Raw genomic sequence first — 21,574 nt, 5'->3', positions numbered from 1 at the left:
CAGTCGGTCAGCCAGACCGGCCCCGGTGCCTCGGTGTACCGACCGATCGCCTCGCCCAGCCGGCGGAGCGACTCCGCCGGGGTCGCCTCCGTTGCGCCGAAGTAGAAGCCGTTGGTCGCCTGGGCCAGCTCGTACAGGAGAAGGGTCTTCCCCTGCCGGCGACGGCCGGTTGTCAGGGAGCCTGGTCCAGCAGATGTGGCTGGGTCGAGTTGCCGGAGTTGCCACAGGCCGCGACGTGCTGCCCCGCCGTCACCTCCGCCGGCCCTGCCACACTCACGTTCAGTCGAGGCCGCCGTACGAGTGCAGGCCCTCGAAGAAGATGTTCACGCCGAACAGGTTCATCAGCATGGTCAGGAAGCCCAGCACCGCGATCCAGGTGGCGACGTTGCGCTTCACGCTCGGCGTGGCCCGGGCGTGCAGGTAGCCGGCGTAGATCACCCAGGAGATGAACGACCAGGTCTCCTTCGGGTCCCAGCCCCACGGCCGACCCCAGGACGCCTCGGCCCAGATCGCCCCGGCGATCACCGCGAAGGTGAAGACCGGGAAGGCGAACGCGTGCAGCGCGAAGGTCAGCCGCTCCAGGCTCTCCGCCGTCGGCATCCGCTTCGCCAGCGTGTACGGGAAGCTCCGCTTGCCGCGCTCGTACCCGGCGCGCATCAGGTAGGTCACCGCCGGCACCGCACCGAGCAGGAAGATCCCGGAGGCGAAGACGACCGTCGAGACGTGGATGACGAACCAGTACGAGTTGAGCGCCGGCACCAGCGGCACCACCGGCACGTAGAGCACCAGCTCGGCGGTGGCCAGCAGGAGCACCATGACCAGGGTCAGGAACAGCCCGAGGCGGCGCAGCGAGGGGCGCTTCCAGAGCACCGCCAACCAGCCGGCGACCCCGATGAACGAGACCGTCAGCACGAACTCGTACATGTTGCCCCAGGGCATCCGGTCGGCGGCGATGCCCCGGGTGACCAGGCCCGCGAGGTGCAGCAGGGCGGCGACCGCAGTGGCGACGACCGCGATCCGGCCGGCCAGTCGGGCCCGGCCGCCCGGACGCGCCGGCGGTTTCGCACCAGCCGGCCGGTCCGTCGGGGCGTCCGCGCCCGCTTCGGTGCCGGTCGTGCCCCCGCCGGACCCGCCGACCCCCGCGCCGACCAGCTCGCGGGCGGGCGTCTCGGCCACCACCCGGGTACGGGCGTTGCCCAGGGCGTACTCGACGGCGTGACAGATCATCGCGACCAGGTACGCGAGGATCGCGAAGGTCACCAGCTGATCGGAGAGCGCGGACATCACTCAGTCCCTTCTCGCGAGCCCGGGGCGGCCTGTTCGGCGGCACCGGTCCCGCCGCTGCCCCGGACCGCGTCGACGAGCTGCGAGAACTCGTCGGCGAACCCGGGGTACTCGGTGCGCGGCAGCCCACCGGCCTGCACCAAACTACTACCGTCTGTCGTGGATCTTCCGGCCGGGGCGTCGGCGTCGTCCGTCGTCACACCGGCGGGGCCGCCTGTACCGGCCGGGAGGACCGCGTCGCCGGAGCCGCCCGCCCCGGCCGGGACCACCCGGAACCACACCCGTCGCCGTCGGCCGAAGAGCGAGCCCATCAGGCCGATCAACAGCACGCCGGAGCTGACCAGCATCAGCGTCGAGCCCGGGTCGTGCCGGACGGAGAGGGTGACGAACGGCTCGGTGCCGAGGAACTCCACCGAGGTGCCGTCGTCCAGGGTCCATTTCTCGCCCGGCTTGAGCAGCTTCGCGTCGCCGAGTTGCTTGAGCTTGCCGGTGCGGACCTGCCGCTGGTCGAGTTGGTACACCGAACCGGGGATGCCGGCGTCCACACCCAGGTTGCCCCGGTACGCGACCAGGAAGACCGCCGGGTTCCGCTCGGTCGGGTGCTCCGACCGCACGTACGGCGGGGCGTCCGGCGCGGTCGGCAGGTAGAGCCCCTCGAAGGCGACCTGGAGGTTCGGGTCCCGCTTCCCGGTCGCCGGGTCGGCGTTGACGTCGGGGAACAACGCCACGCCCTCACCGGTGAGCGTGTTGTCCATGGTCAGGAACGGCACCGTCGAGGTCTGCGAATCGCCGTTGCGGTCGGTGTACCGGATGATCGGCGCGTACCCGTGGCCGAGCAGGTAGACGCTCGCCCCGTCGAGCCGCAGCGGCGAGTTGACCGAGAACTTCTCCCGGCGCGCCTGACGCTCCTCCTCGGCCACGGTGACCGTGGCGCTGTAGAACTCCGGCTGGCCGGACTCCAGGAACCGGGCCTGGAAGTCCTCCAGGGTCAGGCAGAACGGGGGCAGGTCGGGGCTCTGCACGCGGGAGCCGAACTTCGACTCGGCGTACTGGAACTGGGTGTTGCAGAAGGCGTTGTCCGCGCCGGCCACCAGGAGCCGGTTGCCGCTCCAGCCGTACCACGAGCCGAGCGCGACGCCGATCAGCACCGCGATCATCGAGGTGTGGAAGAGGAGGTTCCCGGTTTCCTTGAGGTACCCCTTCTCGGCGGAGACCTCGTTGCCCCGGACCACCACCCGCCACCGGCGGCGGCGCAGCACCGCCGCGATGGCCTCCGGGTCGCCGTCGTGACCGGTCAGGACCGCGTGCTGCGGCAGCCGCTCCAGCCGCTTCGGCGCGGCGGGCGGGGCGGCCCGCAGGGCGCGGACGTGGTCGCGGAGCCGCAGCACGATGCAGCCGACCAGCGAGGTGAACAGCAGCAGGTAGATCGCGGAGAACCAGACCGAGCCGAAGACCTCGAACCCGCCGATCCGGTCCAGCGCCGGGCCCAGGTCGGGGTGCTCGACGAGGAAGTCGTCCACGTCCTCCGGGTTGACCCCGCGCTGCGGCAGCACCGAGCCGGGAACGGCGGCGACCGCGAGCAGGAAGAGCAGGATCAGCGCGGTACGCATGCTGGTGAGCTGCCGCCAGGAGTTGCGCAGCAGGGCCAGCACCGGGTTGGGGCGGCTCGGGGCCGGCGGGGTCGAGGTCGCCGGCCGGTGGTCGACGAGTGCCATCAGATGCTCACCTCGCCCACCCCGAAGGTGGTCTGCAACCAGATCACGAAGCTCTGCCAGCCCCCGGTGACCAGGGCCAGGCCGATCAGGACCAGCAGCACCCCCCCGATCCGGGTGACCCAGCGGCTGTTGCGGCGGATCAGCCGGAAGACCCCGAGCAGCCGCTGGAACGCCAGCCCGAAGACCACGAACGGCAGCCCCAGCCCGAGGCAGTACGCCACGGCGAGCACCACCGCCCGGTCGGTCTGTCCGCCGGCGGCGGCCATGCCGAGCACCGCGCCGAGGGTCGGGCCGGTGCAGGGCATCCAGCTCAGCGCGAAGACCGCGCCGAACACGGGTGCGCCGAGCAGGCCGGCGCTGGGCAGCCGGTGGATCCGGAACTCCCGCTGGAGGCCGGGCAGCACTCCGACGAACGCCAGCCCCAGCAGGACGACCAGCGCGCCGATGCCGATCTCCAGCGCCCGCTCGTACGCGAAGAGGACCTTGCCGACGCTGGCGAAGAGGATCGCGGTGGCGGTGAAGACCGCGGTGAAGCCGGCGATGAACAGCAGCGTCCCGGCGAGCACCCGCCCCTTCACGGCGGCGGTCGACGCGCGCTCCCGTACCGCGAGCGCGGTGCCCCCATTACCCGGGGCGGTGCCCGCTCCGCCGGAGGCGGTCGCCCCGGCGCCGGTGCCGCTGCCGCCGGCTGGGGTGGTTGCAGGGGGCCCTTCCTCGACCGAATCCGGTAACAGGGGTCCCCTGCTACCACCTCGGCTGCCACCACCCCGGCCCTCCAGGTCGGCGCCGGCCAGGCCGGTGACGTAGGAGAGGTAGCCGGGGACGAGCGGCAGCACGCAGGGCGAGAGGAAGCTGACCAGCCCGGCCAGGGCCGCCGCGCCGATCGCCAGCAGCAGCGGACCGCTCTCGGCGAGGGTGCGGAAGGTCTCACCCATCAGCGGGCGCCTTCGGCGACGATCCGCTCCACGACCGGTTGGAGGGCATCCTGGATGACCGCGCCGCGACGCACCGCCGCGATCCGGCCCTCCCGGTCGAGGACGATGGTCGCCGGGATGGCGTTGGGCGCGATGTCGAAGTCCAGGGCGGTACGACCGGGCGGGTCGAAGAGGCTCGGGTAGGTGACCCCGAAGTTCTTCTCGAACGCCTTCGCCTTGTCCCGGCTGTCGGTCACGTTGATGCCGAGGAAGGTGACCTCGGCGCCCTTGGTCGCCTGGAAGGTCTTCTCCAGGTCGTCGGCCTCCGCCCGGCAGGGGTTGCACCAGGAACCCCAGAAGTTGAACACGACGACCTTGCCCCGGTCCTGGGCGAGGTCGTAGCTGCCGCCGCCGAGGAGTTCCCCGGTGACCTTCGGTGCGGTGCCGCGCCGGTCGGGGGCGCACTCCAGGAAGCCGTCCCGGGTCGCGCAGCGCTGCTCGTCGCCCTTGGCGGCGCAGCCGGCCAGCGCCACCGTGGCGACGGCGACGAGCAGGGCGGCGGTCCACCTCCGGACGTTCATCAGGCTCCCTTGGCTGTCCTGGCGGTCGGCGACATGGCGATCAGGTGGGCGGCCGGCTCGGAGTAACCGACACCGACGATCTTGGCTCCCTCGAAGTGGAACGAGGTGAGGCTGGCCAGGCCGCACTGCCGGCGACGCGGATCGTGCCAGAGCCGCTTGCGCTCGGCGTACCGGCGCAGCGTCCAGATCGGCAGCTGGTGGGAGACGCAGACCGCCTCCCGCCCCTCGGCGGCGACCCGGGCGGCGTGCAGCGCGGCGAACATCCGCTCCGCGATCGTCCGGTACGCCTCGCCCCAGGAGGGGGTGACCGGGTCACGCAGCACCCACCAGTTGCGCGGGTCGCGGAAGGAGCCGTCACCGGGCGACACCTTCTTGCCCTCGAACCAGTTGGCGCTCTCGATCAGCCGCTCGTCCACCCCGACCGGGAGGCCGAACTGGGCGGCGATCGGCTCGGCGGTCTGCTGGGCGCGCTCCAGCGGGCTCGCCACCACGTGCACGACGTCCCGGTCGGCCAGGCCCTGTGCGGCGGCCTTGGCCATCTGCACCCCCAGCTCGGAGAGGCGGAAGCCGGGCAGCCGACCGTAGAGGATCTTGTCGGGGTTGTGCACCTCGCCGTGTCGCAACACGTGGACCACCGTCTTGCCGCTCACCGCACCTACCCTCCGTGGCCTGCCGCCGCCGCTGCGTTCGCCGCCGCCGGAAGGGCTGCGGCGATCTGTTCCAACGCGGCGTCGTCCAGCGCCGCCGACACGAACCACGCCTCGAACGCGCTCGGCGGCAGGTAGACCCCGCCGGCCAGCATCGCGTGGAAGAACGCCGTGAACGCCGGCACGCGCTGGGTGCGGGCGCTGTCGTAGTCGACCACGTCGGCGTCGGTGAAGAAGATCGAGAACATGTTGCCCGCGTACGACAGCCGGTGCGGGACCCCGGCGGCGGCCAGCGTGTCGCCGGCCAGCTTGCCCACCACGGCGGCGGTCTCGTCGAGGCGGCGGTACACGGCGTCGTCGGCCAGGCGCAGGGTGGCCAGGCCGGCGGCGCAGGCCAGCGGGTTACCGGAGAGCGTGCCGGCCTGGTAGACCGGGCCGGCGGGGGCCAGCCGGGCCATGATCTCCGCACGCCCGCCGAAGGCCGCGGCCGGAAGCCCGCCCCCCATGACCTTCCCGTACGTCCACAGGTCGGCGTCGACCGGGTCGAGGCCGTGCCAGCCGGAACGGGAGACCCGGAAGCCGGTCATCACCTCGTCGAGGATGAGCAGGGCACCGTGCGCGTGCGCGATCCGGGCGAGATGGGAGTTGAAGCCGTCCCGGGGGGCGATCACGCCCATGTTGCCGGCGGCGGCCTCGGTGATCACCGCGGCGATGCGCGGCCCCTCGGCGGCGAAGACCTCCTCCACCGCGGCGAGGTCGTTGTACGGCAGCACGATCGTCTCGCCGGCCGCTGCGCCGGTCACGCCGGGCGAGTCGGGCAGGCCGAGAGTGGCCACGCCGGACCCGGCGGCGGCCAGCAGCGCGTCGACGTGACCGTGGTAGCAGCCGGCGAACTTCACGATCTTGGACCGGCCGGTGAAGCCCCGGGCCAGCCGGATCGCCGACATGGTCGCCTCGGTGCCCGAGTTGACCAGCCGGACCTGGTCGACCGGGGCACGGTCGACGATCTCGGCGGCCAGCTCGACCTCACCCGGTGTCGGGGTGCCGAAGCTGGTGCCCCGCGCGGCGGCGGCCTGGACGGTCGCGACCACCTCGGGGTGCGCGTGCCCGAGGATCAACGGCCCCCAGGAGCAGACCAGGTCGACGTAGCGCCGCTCGTCCGCGTCGTACAGCCAGGGACCCTCCCCCCGGACCATGAAGCGCGGGGTGCCACCGACGGCGCGGAAGGCACGCACAGGGGAGTTCACCCCGCCCGGCACGAGGGCGCGGGCGCGGTCGAACAGGGCCTCGGAGGCCGGTGCGTCGGCCGGGTAACGGCCGGTTCCGGCGGAGTACGTATCCGTCACGATGCGGCCATTGTGTCAGCGACGGGGGGCCGATCGACAACCGCCCCTGGTCAGGGTTACCGGACTCACCCCACCGCCGGCCCCGGTCGCCACCCCACGCGGGGGACCGGATCGACCTCGGCAGGCCAGGTCACCCGGATCGCGCTAGGCTGACCGGGTGGATCGTGCCGAACTGTCCATCACGGTACACCGGACGGCCGACGAAGTGGTGTTGCGCCTGGTCGGTGAGATCGACATGCTCACCGCAGCCCAACTCTCCAGCGCGGTGAACGAGATTCTCGCCGATCCACCGCCACGCATCGTCCTCGACCTCGGTGGCGTGACCTTCTGCGACTCGCAGGGGCTCGGCACGCTCGTGGTGCTGAGCCGGAAGGCGAGTCACGCGCAGAGCCTCCTGGTGCTCACGCAGGTCGGTGACTTCCTGCTCCGGGTGCTGGACATCACCGGCCTGCGCTCCGCCCTCATGATCCGTAACCAGTCCACCCTCTGAGGCTCAGAGGGGATTGCCCCAGCGGGCCTGCTCCAGCAACTCGACGGCGCGGTCCCGCGCCTCCGGGTCGTCGTCGGAGCGCAGCAGCGCGGTGGCCTCGTCGACCGCGTCGGTGAGCACCCGCCACTGTGCCTCGCGCTCGCGGACCAGCTCGGACTGGGCGGCGAGCTGCCGGGTCTTGGACCACAGGTCGACGAAGACCGACACCTTGGCCCGCAGCACCCACGGGTCGAACGGTTTGGTCAGGTAGTCGACCGCGCCGACCGCGTACCCCCGCAGGGCGAGCTGGGCGTCCCGGTCGGCGGCGGTGAGGAAGATGATCGGGATGTGCCGGGTCCGCTCCCGGCGCTTGATGTGCCCCGCCGTCTCGAACCCGTCCATGTCCGGCATCTGGGCGTCCAACAGGATCACCGCGAAGTCGTCCACCAGGAGCTGTTTCAGCGCCGCCTCGCCGCTCTCGACGGCCACCGACTGCACCGGCAGGCCCTGGAGGATCGCCTCCAGTGCCATCAGGTTCTCCCGTCGGTCGTCCACCAGCAGCGCCTTCGCCATCTGGGTCACTGGTTCTCCTCGCGTCCGCTGCCACTGATCCAGGACGACATCAGCTCGATCAACTCGTCCAGGTCGACCGGCTTGGTGATGTAGTCGCTGCCACCCGCCGCCAGCGCGGACTCCCGGTCCCCGGGCATCGCCTTCGCGGTCAGGAAGACGATCGGCAGGTCGGCGAAGCGGTGGTTGCGCCGGATCGAACGGGTCGTCTCGTACCCGTCCTGGTCGGGCATCATGGCGTCCATCAGCACGATGTCGACCTCCGGATGCTCGGCGAGCAGCCGGATACCGTCCGCCCCGTTGTCCGAGTACAGCACGGTCATGCCATGCAGCTCCAACGCGCTGGTCAGGGCGAAGACGTTACGGACGTCGTCGTCGACGATCAGCACCGTGGCCCCTTCCAACCGCCGGGTCGCCGGGCCCTCCGGCGGCTTGGGCACCTCGGGCGGGGGCATCAGCAGCGACGAGGGCAGCCCGGCCCGGGCCGGCGAGGGCGGCAGCGGGGCGACCACCGCGTCCGGGGCCAGTACGTCGGGGACGAAGAGGGTGAACGTGGATCCCTGTCCGGGCGTGGAGGCCACGCTGATCGTGCCACCGAGCAGGCGGGCCAGGTCCCGGCTGATGGAGAGCCCGAGCCCGGTGCCGCCGTACCGGCGACTGGTGGTGCCGTCGGCCTGCTGGAACGCCTCGAAGATCAGCGACAGCTTGTCGTCCGGGATGCCGATCCCGGTGTCGGCCACCGTGAACGCGATCACCTGCCGGGCGTTGGTCAGCGCCGGCACGTCGAAGACCTCGTTCTCCGCCGCCGGTCCGATCCTGAGGGCGACCGTCCCGGTGTCGGTGAACTTGACCGCGTTGGAGAGCAGGTTGCGCAGGATCTGCTGCAACCGCTGGGCGTCGGTGACCACGGTGGTCGGCAGGTCCTGGGCGATCTCGACCTGGAAGTCGAGGCCCTTCTCCTCGGCCTGCGGCTTGAACGCCTGCTCGACGTAGCCGCGGATCTCGGAGAAGCGCACGTCGACCGGCTGGACGTCCATCCGGCCGGCCTCGATCTTCGACAGGTCGAGGATGTCGTCGATCAGCGAGAGCAGGTCGGAGCCGGCGCTGTGGATCGTCCGGGCGAACTCGGTCTGCTTCGGGGTGAGGTTCTGCTCCGAGTTCTCGGCGAGCAGCCGGGCCAGCAGCAGCAGCGAGTTCAGCGGCGTCCGCAGCTCGTGGCTCATGTTCGCCAGGAACTCCGACTTGTACGCCGATGCCCGGGTGAGCTGCTGCGCCTTCTCCTCCAGGCCGAGCCGGGCCAGCTCGATCTCCCGGTTCTTGGTCTCGATGTTGCCCTTCTGCTCGCTCAGCAGCTGGGCCTTGTCCTCCAGTTCGGCGTTGGTGCGCTGCAACTCCGCCGACTGCTCCTGCAACTCCAGGGCGAGCCGCTGTGACTGGGCGAGCAGTTCCTCCGTACGCCGGTTGGCCTGGATGGTGTTGACCGCGATGCCGATGGTCAGCACCAGCCGCTCCAGGAAGGAGAGGTGCAGCTCGGAGAAGGTCGCCACGCTGGCGAACTCGATCACCCCGAGCAGTTCCCCCTCGAAGAGCACGGGGAGGACGACCAGGTCGGCCGGGTTCGTCTCGGCCAGGCCGGAGCGCAGGGTGATGGTGCCGTCCGGCACGGCGCTGACCCGGATGGTGCGGCGGGAGAGGGCGGCCTGTCCGACCAGGCCCTCGCCGGGGCCGAAGGTGACCTCGTGTCCCCGGGCGACGTACCCGTAGGAGGCGGTGAGCCGCAGTCGCGTGACGCCGTCCGAGGTCTCGGCGAGGAAGAAGGCGCCGAGCTGGGCGTCGACCAGCGGCGTCACCTCCATCATGATCATGCGGCAGACCTCGCCGAGGTCGCGCTGCCCCTGGAGCAGACCGCCGATCCGGGCCTGGTTCGAGTCCAGCCAGCCCTGCTCGGCGTTCTTCTTCGTCGTCTCCCGGAGGGTGACGATCATCTGGTTGATGTTGTCCTTCAGCTCGGCGACCTCGCCCTGCGCCTTGACCGAGATCCGCTGGGTCAGGTCGCCACGGGTCACCGAGGTGGAGACCTGGGAGATCGCGCGGAGCTGGGTGGTGAGGGTGGAGGCGAGCTGGTTGACGTTCTCGGTGAGGTCCCGCCAGGTGCCGGACACCCCGCGCACCTGGGCCTGACCACCGAGCTTGCCCTCGATGCCGACCTCCCGGGCCACCCGGGTCACCTCGTCGGCGAACGACGACAGCTGGTCCACCATCGTGTTGACCGTGTTCTTCAGCTCCAGGATCTCGCCCTGCGCGTCCACGGTGATCTTCTGGCCGAGGTCGCCCTTCGCCACGGCGGTGGTCACCGAGGCGATGTTGCGCACCTGCGACGTCAGGTTCGACGCCATCGAGTTCACGTTGTCGGTCAGGTCCCGCCACGTACCGGACACGCCCTTGACCTGCGCCTGACCACCGAGCTTGCCCTCGGTTCCCACCTCACGGGCCACCCGGGTCACCTCGTCGGCGAACGACGACAGCTGGTCCACCATCGTGTTCACGGTGTTCTTCAGCTCCAGGATCTCGCCCTGCGCGTCCACCGTGATCTTCTGCGACAGGTCACCCTTGGCCACCGCCGTCGAGACCTGGGCGATGTTCCGGACCTGGGCGGTCAGGTTCGACGCCATCGAGTTCACGTTGTCGGTGAGGTCGCGCCAGGTGCCGGCCACTCCGCGCACCTGGGCCTGCCCACCGAGCTTGCCCTCGGTGCCCACCTCGCGGGCCACCCGGGTCACCTCGTCGGCGAACGACGACAGCTGGTCCACCATCGTGTTCACGGTCGACTTCAGCTCCAGGATCTCGCCCCGGGCGTCCACCGTGATCTTCTGCGACAGGTCACCCTTGGCCACGGCGGTGGTCACCGAGGCGATGTTGCGCACCTGCGACGTCAGGTTCGACGCCATCGAGTTCACGTTGTCGGTCAGGTCCCGCCACGTACCGCTGACGCCCTTGACCTGCGCCTGACCACCGAGCTTGCCCTCGGTGCCCACCTCGCGGGCCACCCGGGTCACCTCGTCGGCGAACGACGACAGCTGGTCCACCATCGTGTTCACGGTGTTCTTCAGCTCCAGGATCTCGCCCCGGGCGTCCACCGTGATCTTCTGCGACAGGTCACCCTTGGCCACCGCCGTGGAGACCTGGGAGATGTTGCGGACCTGGCTGGTCAGGTTGCCGGCGAGCTGGTTGACGTTCTCGGTGAGGTCGCGCCAGGTGCCGGACACCCCGCGCACCTGGGCCTGACCACCGAGCTTGCCCTCGGTACCCACCTCACGGGCCACCCGGGTCACCTCGTCGGCGAACGACGACAGCTGGTCCACCATCGTGTTCACGGTGTCCTTCAGCTCCAGGATCTCACCCTGCGCGGCAACGGTGATCTTCTGGGAGAGGTCACCCCGGGCGACCGCGGTGGAGACCTGGGCGATGTTGCGGACCTGGGCGGTCAGGTTCGACGCCATCGAGTTGACGCTGTCGGTCAGGTCCTTCCAGGTGCCGGCGACGTTCGGCACCTCCGCCTGGCCGCCCAGCTTGCCCTCGGTACCCACCTCACGGGCCACCCGGGTCACCTGCTCGGCGAAGAGCCGGAGCGTGTCGGTGAGCCCGTTCATGGTGTGCGCCAGCTCGGCGACCTCGCCCTTCGCCGACACGGTGATCTTCTGCGACAGGTCGCCCCGGGACACCGCCGTGGCCACCTGAGAAATCGACCGCACCTGGTCGGTGAGGTTCAACGCCATGGTGTTCACCGAGTCGGTGAGGTCCTTCCAGGTGCCGGCGACGCCGCGCACGTCGGCCTGGCCGCCCAGCTTCCCCTCGGTGCCCACCTCCCGGGCCACCCGGGTCACCTCGCTGGAGAACGAGGAGAGCTGGTCCACCATCGTGTTCACGGTGCGGCCGATGTGCAGGAACTCACCGCGCAGCGGCCGGCCGTCCATCTCCAACGCCATGTGCTGGGAGAGATCACCGTCGGCGACCGCCACGATCACCCGGGCGATCTCGGTGGTGGGCCGGCCCAGGTCGTCGATGAGCGAGTTGACCGCCCGCTGCCCCTCCGCCCAGGAACCGTCCAGCCCCTCCTCGTCGAGCCGCTCGGTGAGCCGGCCCTCCCGGCCGACGATCCGGCTGATCCGGCGCAGGTCGAAGTACTGCCGCTCCTGCAACGACACGACGTCGTTGAAGGCGTCGACCACGTCACCGGCGACGCCCGCCCGTCGGGGAAGCCGTACCTTGAAGTCACCCTGACCGACCCGGCGCAGCGCCGCCGCCAGCTCGCCGAGGACAGCCTCGTGGTCGGACGCCGCGGTGTCCGCGCCGACCGGGGTTCTCGCCGTCGTCATCGTTCCTCGCTCAGCTCGGGGGCCTCCAGGCTCGTGCCGGCCATCCCATCATTGTGCCCGTACCAGGGCTGCGCATCCCCGCGCCGCACCCGGGCGCTCCCGCCCGTCGATACATCGCCGCAGATCGCCCGGGACGGGCCGGGCCGGAGTGACGCGCGGGGCGGACGACGCGCCCGGGGGGTGAGACCGGGGGTCGACCCGCTTGGCTTGCCGGCAAACGGGAGGGGAGGATACGAGGGTGGCAGCGGAGGCGGGGCCGACGACGGCCGGTGGCCCGGACGAGCACGTCCGGCGGGTCCGGCTGCCCGCCGACCGCCGAACACCCGCCACCGCCCGGGCCATCGTCCGGTCGGTGCTCGCTGAGGCGCGCCTGGAGGAGCTGCTCAACGAGGCGCTCCTGCTGACCACCGAACTCTCCACCAACGCGGTCGAGCACGCCCGTACCGAGCTGGACATCGAGGTGGTCGCGGACCGGGTGGGCCTGAGCGTGATGGTCTCCGACTACGCGCCGGGGCCGGTGGACGAGCTGACCGTCGGGGTGCGCAACGACTCGGCCGACATCGCCGAGGTCGCCGAGCGGGGCCGCGGACTGCTCCTGGTCGACCACTTCGCGAGCTGCTGGGGGACGACCTACCTCCCCTCCAGAAAGGGCGTCTGGTTCCGGCTGGACCGCCCGGACAGCACCCCGCCACGCCGGGACGCGCTCGCCGAAGGCCGCCGGCTCTCCCCCTGCACGACGGCGGGAGACGTCGACGGCAACCCGGCGGCGACCACCGGGCCGAGCGCAGCCGCCATGAGCGAGCTGATGCAGACCCGCCCCGACCCGTACGCCGACGACCCGCTCCCCGACTTCGCCACCGACCTGCTCGCCCGGCTCGCCACGATGGTGGGAGCCACCGGTGGACTGGTCCGACTGGACCGGGGCGACGGGCAGGGCACCCAGGTGCTGGCCCGGTACGGTCGGCCGCCCCGCACCGACAGCGAGCTGCTCCGGGTGCCGCTGGCGGTGCAGCGGCCGTACTCCGGCGAGTTGGAGCTGGACGCGGTGCCCTCGGCGTACGCGCGCCCGCTGGCCGCGTTGACCGCCGAGCGGCTCTCCCTGTACCTGGAGAACGACCGACTGCGGCGGGCCGACATCCGCCGGCAGGCCTGGCTGACCTTCCTGGCCGAGGCGAGCGAACTGCTCGCCCAGTCCCTCGACGTCGAGTTGACCATGGCGCTCGTCCCGCAGCTCGTGGTCCCCCGCCTCGGGCAGTGGTGCGCGGTGCACATCACCGACGAGTGGGGGCGGCTCAACCTGGCGGCGGCGAGCCATGCCGACGAGTCCGTCCTGCCGCAGCTGCACGAGGTGCTCCGGGAGACCGGCGCGGAGTCGATCCAGGCCCGGCTGCGGGAGGCGATCCGGATCGGCTCGCAGGTGCCGCTCAACGGGCTGATGGAGGGGTTCGCGGTGCCCCTGGTCGCCCGGGGGCAGCGGCTCGGCACCCTCGCGGTGGGCCGGCACCAACGCCACCGGCACGACCCGGACGAGGTCGCGGTGCTGGAGGACGTGGCCCGGCGGGCCGCGCTGGCGATCGAGAACGCCCGCATCCACGCCGAGCGACGCCGCGTGGCGCACACCCTGCAACAGTCGCTGCTGCCACCGGTGCTGCCGGTGGTCGAGGGCATCGGCTTCGCCGCCGAGTACGTCCCGACCGGCGACGACGCCGAGGTCGGCGGCGACTTCTACGACGTGCTGCCGCTGCCGGACGGCCGCTGGCTGGTGGTGATCGGGGACGTCTCCGGCAAGGGCGTCCAGGCGGCCGCGGTGACCGGGCTGGTCCGCGACGTGATCCGGGTGCTGGTCGGGGACGGCAAGCCGCTGCCGGAGGCGCTGGCCCGCCTCAACGAGACCCTCGTCGAGCGGGGCGGGGGGCGGTACTGCACGCTGGCGCTGGCGGCGGTCGGGCCGGGTGAGGGCAACCAGCTCGACGTGTCGCTGCACCTCGCCGGCCACGACCGGCCGGTGCTGCTGCGCAGCGCGGACGGGGCGTCCTTCGTCGGTAACGGCGGGACCGCGCTCGGCCTGCTCGACACGATCACCTCGCCGACGTCGGTGATCCCGCTCGACCCCGGCGACGCGCTGATCTTCTACACGGACGGCGTGACCGAACGGCGCCGTGGCCGGGAACTCTTCGGCCCGGACCGGCTACGGGGGGCCGCCGCCCCGCTCGCCGGTTACTCGGCGGACGTGGTCGCCGCCCGGCTGCGGTCCACCGCGATCAACTTCTCCGCCGAGCCGCCCCGGGACGACATCGCCGTGCTGGTCATCCGGAACGACGCGGTCTGAGCGTTCGCCTCACCACCGCTTGGCACCACGCGCCCCTGGCGCTGCGTGCAGGACTGTCACGCGGGTCGTTGGGTGCGGGGCTGCCCTCGGCCGGCGGAGGTCACAGTCCGCCGGGGAGGCGGCCCGGGGCGAGCCGGTGGTGCGGGTCGAGGTGTTGCTTGGCCGCGCGGAGCCGGGGCAGGACGGGCAGGTCACCCCAGAGGTCGACACCCTGCCGGACGGCTGGCGGCGCGGCCAGCACCACGCAGCGACCCTCTCGGGCCAGGAGCACCTGTCGGACCGCAGCCAGGATCGAGGCCACCCGCTCCACGGGCGTGCCGCCGGGCAGCACCGCGTGGGCCACGCCGAGTCCGACCGAGCCGCGCACCGGCACCGGGGTGCCCATCGCGTCCCGCAGCGCGTAGATGGCGGCGTGCAGGTCGGTGAGGGGGACGTCGACCCGGAGCGCGATGTCGTCCGGGCGGAACGGGTAGTGCCGCCACCACTCGGGCGGGGAGTCGGCGACGGTGGCCCCCTCGCCGAGCAGTTCGACCAGGCGGTGGGTCCGCTCGGCCACGTCTGCCGGGCCTCCCTCCAGGAGCATCACCAGGTCACCGGCGGCGGGTGGGGCGGATCTGCCCGACCTCGCGATCGGGCCGGGCCGCCCCGAGCCGGCCGGGTGGGCGGCCCGTCCGGAACCGGCCGGGTGGGCGGCCCGGGCCGAGCCCGCCGGATGGCCCAACCAGGCAGGGCCGCCGACGGGGGCACGTGGTGCCGGAGGCCGGCGCACGGCGGGCAGGTCCAGCTCGATCGCGGCTGGCCGCAGCCCGGCGGCCAGCACGTCGCGGATCAGCTCGTGCACCTCCAGCGGCGTCCAGACCGGCCGGGTGACCCAGGCACGCCGGGGTGGCACGGGCTGGACACGCAGGGTGGCCGAGACGAGCACGCCGAGCCCGCCGTGCGAGCCGCAGAGCAAACGGGCCAGTTCCGGGCCGGACGCGCCCGCGCCGGCCTCGACCAGTTCCCCGTCGGCGGTGAGGTAGCGGAGGTCGACGAGCTGGTCGCCCGGAGTGCCGTACCGCAGGCGCAGCGGACCGCCCTCGTCGGCGGCGAGCACACCGCCGACGGTCGCACCGGGCGAGGGGGCGTCCAGTGCCAGGCGGCGTCCCGTCCGCTCCAGCGCCGCCTGCACGGCGCGCAACGGGGTGCCCGCACCGATCTCGACCACCGAACCGGACGCTCCGGGACCACCCTCCCCGGCCCGGCGGTGCCGGCCCCCGAGGGGCCCGGCGGGGGTCGCCGGGGCGCCTCCGACGGGCCCGGGTCGGGCGGAACCAGTCGACCCGTGCCAGCCGGCGTCGGTCGGGTGACGGATGCCGGCGAGCCGGCCGGTGTCGAGCATGATGTCCACCCGCTCCGGCACGGCACCCCAATCGATCTTGGTGCCGGCGCCCCGGGGCACGACGGTCAGATCGTGCGCGGCGGCCAGCCGCAGCACCTCGGCGGCGGCGCGGGCGTCACCCGGCACCGCAACCCAGCCGGCCAATCGGCCGGCGACCTCGTCGGCCGGGCCGGCGGGACGGGTGAAGGACGGACCGCAGATCTCGACGAGCCGACGGGTGATGTCGGTCGAACCGGAACGGTGGGTCGAACGCAGGGATCCCGACATGGCGGTAATCGTACATGTGTACGAACAGCTGTGGGTCGAAACCGGGCACCGGCGTGTACCCGGTCGCGGCTTCCCGGCCGGTAACGTGACGACGTGACCACCGAGACCCCCGCCGCACCCGTCGCCAAGCGCGTCCCCACCGAGCGTGTCCACCACGGTGACACCGCGGTCGACGAGTACGCCTGGCTCGCCGACAAGGACGCCCCGGAGACCATCGCCCACCTGACCGCCGAGAACAGCTACACCGAGGCACGCACAGCCCACCTGGCCGACCTGCGCGCCACCCTGTTCGAGGAGACCCGGCGGCGCACCCAGGAGACCGACCTGTCGGTGCCCGCCCGCAAGGGCGGCTACTGGTACTACAGCCGCAGCGTCGAGGGCCAGCAGTACGGCATCCAGTGCCGCCGCCCGGTCCGCGACGGGGAGACCGAGCCGCCGGTCAGCGTCGACGGAGCCCCCCTGGACGGGGAGGAGGTGCTGCTCGACGGCAACCAGCTCGCCGAGGGGCACGACTTCTTCTCGCTCGGCGCGTACGACGTGAGCCCCGACGGGCGCTGGCTGGCGTACTCGACGGACTTCACCGGCGACGAGCGGTACACCCTGCGGGTCAAGGATCTCCAGACCGGTGCGGTGCTCGCCGACGAGGTGCCCGACACCTTCTACGGCACCGCCTGGTCCGCCGACGCCTCCGTCCTCTTCTACGTCACGGTGGACGAGTCGTGGCGGCCGTACCGGGTGTGGCGGCACACCGTCGGCACCCCGGCCAGCGAGGACGTCGTCGTCCACGAGGAGCCGGACGAGCGGTTCTGGGTGGGCGTCGAGCTGACCCGCTCCGAGCGGTTCATCCTGATCGACATCCACAGCAAGATCACCAGCGAGGTACGGGTCGTCCCGGCCGGCAACCCGACCGGTGAACCCGCCGTCATCGCCCCGCGCCGGCAGGGCGTCGAGTACTCCGTCGAGCACCACGGGCACCGCTTCCTGATCCTGCACAACGACGGCGCGGAGGACTTCGCCCTGGCGTACACCTCGGTGGACGCCCCCGGCGACTGGGTGCCGATGATCGAACACGCTCCCGGCACGCGGCTGGAGTCGGTCGACGCCTTCGCCGACCACCTGGTCATCTCGCTGCGCACCAACGGGCTCACCGGCCTGCGGGTGCTCACCGACGGCAGCACCGACTGGTACGACATCGACCTCCCGGAACCGCTCTACAGCGTCGGCCTCGACGCCAACCCGGATTACCGCACCGGGCGGATCCGGTTCCGCTACAGCTCGCTGGTCAGCCCCGATTCGGTCTACGACTTCGACCTGGTCACCCGCGAGATGATCCTGCGCAAGCGGAAGCCGGTGCTGCCCGGCCCGGACGGGCGGGAGTACGACCCGGCCGAGTACGAGCAGCACCGCGACTGGGCCCTCGCCGACGACGGCACCCGCATCCCGATCTCGCTGGTCTGCCGGGCCGGCACCCCGAGGGACGGCTCCGCCCCGTGCCTCGTCTACGGCTACGGCTCGTACGAGGCGAGCATCGACCCGTGGTTCTCCCTTCCCCGGCTCTCCCTGCTGGACCGGGGCGTGGTGTTCGCGGTGGCGCACGTCCGGGGCGGCGGTGAGCTGGGCCGGCGCTGGTACGAAGAAGGCAAGCTGCTGGCCAAGAAGAACACCTTCACCGACTTCGTGGCCTGCGCCCGCCACCTGGTCAAGGCGGGCTGGACCGCTCCGGACCGACTGGTCGCCCGGGGCGCGTCCGCTGGTGGCCTGCTGATGGGCGCGGTGGCGAACCTCGCCCCGGACGCCTTCGTCGGCATCGTCGCGCAGGTGCCCTTCGTGGACGCGCTCACCAGCATCCTCGACCCGTCGCTGCCGCTGACCGTCACCGAGTGGGAGGAGTGGGGCAACCCGCTGGACGACCCGGAGGTGTACGCGTACATGAAGTCGTACACCCCGTACGAGAACGTCGCGCCCGTCGACTACCCGGCGATCCTCGCGGTGACCAGCCTCAACGACACCCGGGTGCTCTACCACGAGCCGGCCAAGTGGATCGCCCGGCTGCGCGCGGTGGCCCCGCAGGGCGACTACCTGCTCAAGACCGAGATGGGCGCCGGACACGGCGGCCCGAGCGGCCGGTACGACGCCTGGAAGGAGGAGGCGTTCGTCAACGCCTGGATCCTCGACCGACTCGGCCGCCGCTGAAGCACCCGCGGGCCGGGTGGGTAGCTGCCCTGCGGGGTGGAAGCAGCACTGTGGAGGACCGGCCTCTGGTGGTAGCAGGGGTCCCTTGTTACCGCTTTTTGAGGTGCAGGGGTCCCCTGCTACCACCCCGCGAGCGCGGTCGCACCACCCGGCGAGCGCGGTCGCACCACCCGGCGAGCGCGGTCGCACCACCCGGCGAGCGCGGTCGCACCACCCGGCGAGCGCGGTCGCACCACCCGGCGAGCGCGGTCGCACCATCGGCGAGGGCGGCTGCTCTCACCCTGGTGGGGCGGACAGTGCGGCGGTGAGCACGTTCGGGTCGACGTTGCCGCCGCTGACCACCGCCACGGTACGACCGGTCGGCAGCTCGTCGGCGTGGAACAGCCGGGCGGCGAGCGCCACCGCGCCGCTCGGCTCGGCCACCAGCCGGGCGTCCCGGGCCAGCCGCCCCATCGCCGCCCGGATCTCGTCCTCGGTGACCGTGAGGATGCCGTCGAGACGGGCCCGCAGGTGGGCGAAGGTCAGCGGGGACAGCGGCAGCCGTAGCCCGTCGGCGCAGGTCCGGTAGGTACGTTCCTCGCCCCAGACCACCACCTCGCCCGCAGCGAGCGAGTCCCGCGCCTCGGCGGCCAGCGCCGGCTCCACCCCGACCACGACGGCGGACGGGCGCAGCGCCCGCACCGCCGTGGCGACCCCGGAGGCGAGCCCGCCCCCGCCCACCGGCACCAGTACCACGTCCACGTCGGGCAGATCCTCGACGACCTCCAGCCCGACCGTGCCCTGGCCGGCGATGATCCGCCGATCGTCGAAGGGCGGCACCAGCACCGCGCCGGTCGCGGCGGCGATCCGGTCGGCCTCGGCACTCCGCCGTTCCCGGGGCACCAGCACCACCTCGGCGCCGTGCGCCCGCATCTGGTCGACCTTGACGGTGGGCGCGCCCTCCGGCACCACCACCGTGCAGGGGACTCCGGCCGCCCGGGCGGCGTACGCGAGAGCCTGGCCGTGGTTGCCGGAGGAGTGGGTGACCACACCGCATCCCCGTCGGGCCGGGTCGAGGCAGGCCACCGCGTGGGCCGCGCCCCGCAGCTTGAACGAGCCGACCGGTTGCAGGCTCTCCGGTTTCAGCCACAACCGGTCGTCCCACCGCGTGGGCAGCAACGGGGTACGCAGCACGGTCGGCGCGACCGCGCGGGCGGCGGCACGGATGTCGGCGAGCGAGACCAGGTCCATCCCGCCATCCTGCCGCGCCTCCGTCAGCGACCGGACGGAACGATCGACACCGTCGTCAACGACACGATCGACACCGTCGTCGACGACCGGACCGGGGCGACACCGGCCCGCACCGGCGTCAGCGGCCCGGCGGGACCACTCCGACCAGTGCCGCCGCCTCCCCGGTCCGGACCATCCGCTGCCACCGCAGCCGGTTGCCGACCAGGGCGGTGACCGTCGACTGCACCACCACCAGGTACATCAGCTGTCGGTAGACGAGCTGCTGTAACGGCAGGGCCCAGATCGGCCCGTACCGCTCCCCGTCGAGTCGCAGGGCGTACGCGGCGGTGAACGCCTGGAGCAGCAACAGCCCCACCCAGGCCAGGACGAGCGACGACCAGGGCAGGAAGAGCAGGCCGTAGACGGCGAAGACGTCGACCGCCGGCGCGGTGAGCGGCAACACGATCTGGAACACCGCCAGGTACGGCAGCCCGCGCCGGCCCAGCTTCCCACCGGCACCGGCACTGACGGCGGCACGCCCGCCCGCCGCCGGCTCGCGCAACGCGTGCCGGTGCTTCCACATCGCCTGCATCGTGCCGTAGCACCAGCGGTACCGCTGCCGCCACAGTTGCCGCAGCGACGAGGGTGCCTCGGTCCAGGCGATGGCCCGCTCCTCGTACACCACCCGCCAGCCGGCCCGCAGCACCTTCATGGTCAGGTCGGTGTCCTCGGCCAGGGTGTCCGACGGAACGCCACCGACGGTGAGCAGAACCTCACGGCGGAACGCGCCGATCGCCCCGGGGATCGTCGGCATGCACTCCAGCACGTCGTACATCCGGCGGTCCAGGTTGAAGCCGATGACGTACTCCAGGTGCTGCCACCGGCCGAGCAACCGCCGACGGTTCGCGACCTTGGTGTTCCCGGAGACGGCCCCCACGGTCGGGTCGGCGAACCCCTGCACCAGCCGGTGCACCGTGTCCGGCTGGAAGACGGTGTCCCCGTCCACCAGCACCAGCAGGTTGGCCCGCGCGGCCCGGATGCCGGTGTTCAGCGCGGCCGGCTTGCCCGCGTTCGCCTGCCGGATCACGCGTACGCCACGCAACCGCATCCGCTCGACGATGTCGGCGGTGCCGTCGCTGGAGCCGTCGTCGACCACGATCACCTCCAGTGCCGGGTAGGCGCTGGCCACCAGGGACCGCACGGTCGCGGCGATGTTCGCGGCCTCGTTGTACGCCGGCACGATCACCGACACCGGAACGTCGACCACCCGACGTGGACCGCGCGGACGGCGGACCCGACGGACGTGGATCTGGGCGCAGACCACCTGCACGACCAGCCGTCCGACACCGAGCCCCAGGGCGACGGCCAGCAGCACGTTCATCCCGCCGGCGACCCAGCCCGCGCCGCTCTGGGTCCAGCGCAACGCCGTACCGCCGAGTCGGGAGTCGACGGCCGCGGGGACGGTGGAGGCCGGCGCCCCGATGCCCGCCGAGACGGTGGTGAAGCGGTATCCCTGGCCGGTCAGGGCAGGGATCAGGGTGTCCAGCGCGGCGAGGGTCTGGCTCCGGTCGCCGCCGCCGTCGTGCATCAGCACCACCGCGCCCCGGCCCCGTTCGGGCGTGGCCGCGGCCACGATCTCCGGTACGCCCGGACGCTGCCAGTCCTTCGTGTCCCGGTCGGCGAGTACGGCCACGTGGCCGGTTCCGGCGGCCTCCCGGAGCGCGGCGTACTCGGGTGCGGTCAACGCGGCGGGCTGCGAGGAGAAGGGCGGCCGGAACAGCGTCACCTCTCGGCCGGTGACCCCGGCGATCGCCTTGCGGGTCAGCGACAGCTCCAGCTCACGCCGCCAGCCGGGTACGGCGGCCAGGTCGGCGTGGGTGTAGGTGTGCGAGCCGATCTCGTGCCCCTCGGCGAGCATCCGCCGGACCAGTTCCGGGTGCTCGTTCACCCGCGCCCCGACGACGAAGAAGGTGGCCCGTGCGCCGTGCCGCTTGAGCAGGTCGAGAACCTTCGGGGTCCACTCCGGGTCCGGGCCGTCGTCGAAGGTCAGCGCGACGGTCCGTTCCGGCATGGCCCGGGTGACCGGTTCGGGCTGGTCCAGTCTCAGCACCGGGCCTGCCGAGGTGACCTCCTCGGGGGCCGGCCCGGCGACGCCGTCCGCCCGCCCCGAACCGCCGGAGACCCCGGTGACCAGACCGTGGAAGCTCAGCGCCGCGAGCAGCACCAGCAGGCCGAGCAGGAGCAGTACCCAGTGTGCCCGCGGATCGGGGCGGGCGGCGTGTCGGGACATCGC

14 protein-coding genes are annotated in these 21,574 nt (G+C 72.3%); 3 read left to right on the top strand and 11 right to left on the bottom strand.

Features of this window, described 5'->3' with window-relative positions; genetic code table 11:
* Positions 1 to 279: 279 nt before the first annotated feature.
* Genes ccsB through hemL form a run of 6 tightly spaced genes read right to left on the bottom strand, consistent with a single transcriptional unit; the run spans position 280 to position 6,487 of the window.
* Complete coding sequence (ccsB, locus tag GA0074694_RS08395; protein WP_091455011.1) at positions 280 to 1,284, bottom strand: c-type cytochrome biogenesis protein CcsB; 1,005 nt, start codon at positions 1,282 to 1,284, stop codon at positions 280 to 282.
* Complete coding sequence (resB, locus tag GA0074694_RS08390) at positions 1,284 to 2,999, bottom strand: cytochrome c biogenesis protein ResB (RefSeq protein WP_091455007.1); 1,716 nt, start codon at positions 2,997 to 2,999, stop codon at positions 1,284 to 1,286. Before resB ends, ccsB begins: the two co-directional genes overlap by 1 nt.
* Positions 2,999 to 3,934, bottom strand: a complete 936-nt coding sequence (locus GA0074694_RS08385; protein ID WP_091455003.1) for a cytochrome c biogenesis CcdA family protein — start codon at positions 3,932 to 3,934, stop codon at positions 2,999 to 3,001. Before GA0074694_RS08385 ends, resB begins: the two co-directional genes overlap by 1 nt.
* Positions 3,934 to 4,494 carry a TlpA family protein disulfide reductase gene (locus GA0074694_RS08380; protein WP_091455000.1) on the bottom strand — a complete coding sequence of 187 codons (561 nt, stop codon included), beginning with the start codon at positions 4,492 to 4,494 and terminating at the stop codon, positions 3,934 to 3,936. Before GA0074694_RS08380 ends, GA0074694_RS08385 begins: the two co-directional genes overlap by 1 nt.
* On the bottom strand, positions 4,494 to 5,129 hold the full coding sequence (locus GA0074694_RS08375) for a histidine phosphatase family protein (RefSeq protein WP_176737933.1): 636 nt from the start codon (positions 5,127 to 5,129) through the stop codon (positions 4,494 to 4,496). The genes GA0074694_RS08380 and GA0074694_RS08375 overlap by 1 nt, the downstream gene beginning before the upstream one ends.
* 20 nt (positions 5,130 to 5,149) lie before the next feature.
* A complete protein-coding gene (gene hemL, locus GA0074694_RS08370; protein ID WP_091454992.1) occupies positions 5,150 to 6,487 on the bottom strand; it encodes a glutamate-1-semialdehyde 2,1-aminomutase in 1,338 nt (445 codons plus the stop codon).
* A 157-nt stretch (positions 6,488 to 6,644) separates the two neighbouring features.
* Between hemL and GA0074694_RS08365 the strand changes: the two genes are divergently transcribed.
* Positions 6,645 to 6,977, top strand: coding sequence for an STAS domain-containing protein (locus tag GA0074694_RS08365; protein ID WP_091454988.1), 333 nt, complete (start codon positions 6,645 to 6,647; stop codon positions 6,975 to 6,977).
* A 3-nt stretch (positions 6,978 to 6,980) separates the two neighbouring features.
* Here GA0074694_RS08365 and GA0074694_RS08360 read toward each other — a convergent pair whose 3' ends face one another.
* On the bottom strand, positions 6,981 to 7,538 hold the full coding sequence (locus GA0074694_RS08360; protein ID WP_091454985.1) for a response regulator: 558 nt from the start codon (positions 7,536 to 7,538) through the stop codon (positions 6,981 to 6,983).
* The gene (locus tag GA0074694_RS08355) at positions 7,535 to 11,902 is read right to left on the bottom strand and encodes a HAMP domain-containing protein (protein WP_091454982.1); all 4,368 of its coding nucleotides are present in this window, start codon (positions 11,900 to 11,902) and stop codon (positions 7,535 to 7,537) included. The genes GA0074694_RS08360 and GA0074694_RS08355 overlap by 4 nt, the downstream gene beginning before the upstream one ends.
* Before the next feature lie 238 nt (positions 11,903 to 12,140).
* Between GA0074694_RS08355 and GA0074694_RS08350 the strand changes: the two genes are divergently transcribed.
* On the top strand, positions 12,141 to 14,231 hold the full coding sequence (locus GA0074694_RS08350; RefSeq protein WP_091454978.1) for a SpoIIE family protein phosphatase: 2,091 nt from the start codon (positions 12,141 to 12,143) through the stop codon (positions 14,229 to 14,231).
* A 100-nt stretch (positions 14,232 to 14,331) separates the two neighbouring features.
* Here the strand turns inward: GA0074694_RS08350 and GA0074694_RS08345 are convergent, their stop codons facing one another.
* Entirely contained in the window at positions 14,332 to 15,879 is a 1,548-nt protein-coding gene (locus tag GA0074694_RS08345) for an FAD-binding protein (protein ID WP_091454974.1), read from the bottom strand.
* Positions 15,880 to 15,972: 93 nt separating this feature from the next.
* On the opposite strand from GA0074694_RS08345, the gene GA0074694_RS08340 reads away from it, so the two are divergent.
* Positions 15,973 to 18,072 carry a S9 family peptidase gene (locus GA0074694_RS08340; protein WP_091454971.1) on the top strand — a complete coding sequence of 700 codons (2,100 nt, stop codon included), beginning with the start codon at positions 15,973 to 15,975 and terminating at the stop codon, positions 18,070 to 18,072.
* Between the two features lie 276 nt (positions 18,073 to 18,348).
* Here GA0074694_RS08340 and GA0074694_RS08335 read toward each other — a convergent pair whose 3' ends face one another.
* Both GA0074694_RS08335 and GA0074694_RS08330 read right to left on the bottom strand, forming a co-directional pair.
* Positions 18,349 to 19,302 (bottom strand): threonine ammonia-lyase, encoded by a 954-nt coding sequence (locus GA0074694_RS08335; RefSeq protein ID WP_091454967.1) that lies wholly within the window; start codon positions 19,300 to 19,302, stop codon positions 18,349 to 18,351.
* A 118-nt stretch (positions 19,303 to 19,420) separates the two neighbouring features.
* Positions 19,421 to 21,571, bottom strand: coding sequence for a bifunctional polysaccharide deacetylase/glycosyltransferase family 2 protein (locus GA0074694_RS08330; protein ID WP_091454964.1), 2,151 nt, complete (start codon positions 21,569 to 21,571; stop codon positions 19,421 to 19,423).
* Between the last annotated feature and the right edge of the window lie 3 nt (positions 21,572 to 21,574).

Source organism: Micromonospora inyonensis (genome assembly GCF_900091415.1).
In the GTDB taxonomy this organism is placed as follows: domain Bacteria; phylum Actinomycetota; class Actinomycetes; order Mycobacteriales; family Micromonosporaceae; genus Micromonospora; species Micromonospora inyonensis.
Note: the sequence above shows the minus strand (reverse complement) of the source record. Positions and strands in the feature narration are given on the sequence as shown.

Coding starts and splice junctions, on each gene's coding strand:
- ccsB (WP_091455011.1), bottom strand. CDS start 1,284: ATGTCCGCGCTCTCCGATCAGCTGGTGACCTTCGCGATCCTCGCGTAC.
- resB (WP_091455007.1), bottom strand. CDS start 2,999: ATGGCACTCGTCGACCACCGGCCGGCGACCTCGACCCCGCCGGCCCCG.
- GA0074694_RS08385 (WP_091455003.1), bottom strand. CDS start 3,934: ATGGGTGAGACCTTCCGCACCCTCGCCGAGAGCGGTCCGCTGCTGCTG.
- GA0074694_RS08380 (WP_091455000.1), bottom strand. CDS start 4,494: ATGAACGTCCGGAGGTGGACCGCCGCCCTGCTCGTCGCCGTCGCCACG.
- GA0074694_RS08355 (WP_091454982.1), bottom strand. CDS start 11,902: ATGACGACGGCGAGAACCCCGGTCGGCGCGGACACCGCGGCGTCCGAC.
- GA0074694_RS08345 (WP_091454974.1), bottom strand. CDS start 15,879: ATGTCGGGATCCCTGCGTTCGACCCACCGTTCCGGTTCGACCGACATC.
- GA0074694_RS08335 (WP_091454967.1), bottom strand. CDS start 19,302: ATGGACCTGGTCTCGCTCGCCGACATCCGTGCCGCCGCCCGCGCGGTC.
- GA0074694_RS08330 (WP_091454964.1), bottom strand. CDS start 21,571: ATGTCCCGACACGCCGCCCGCCCCGATCCGCGGGCACACTGGGTACTG.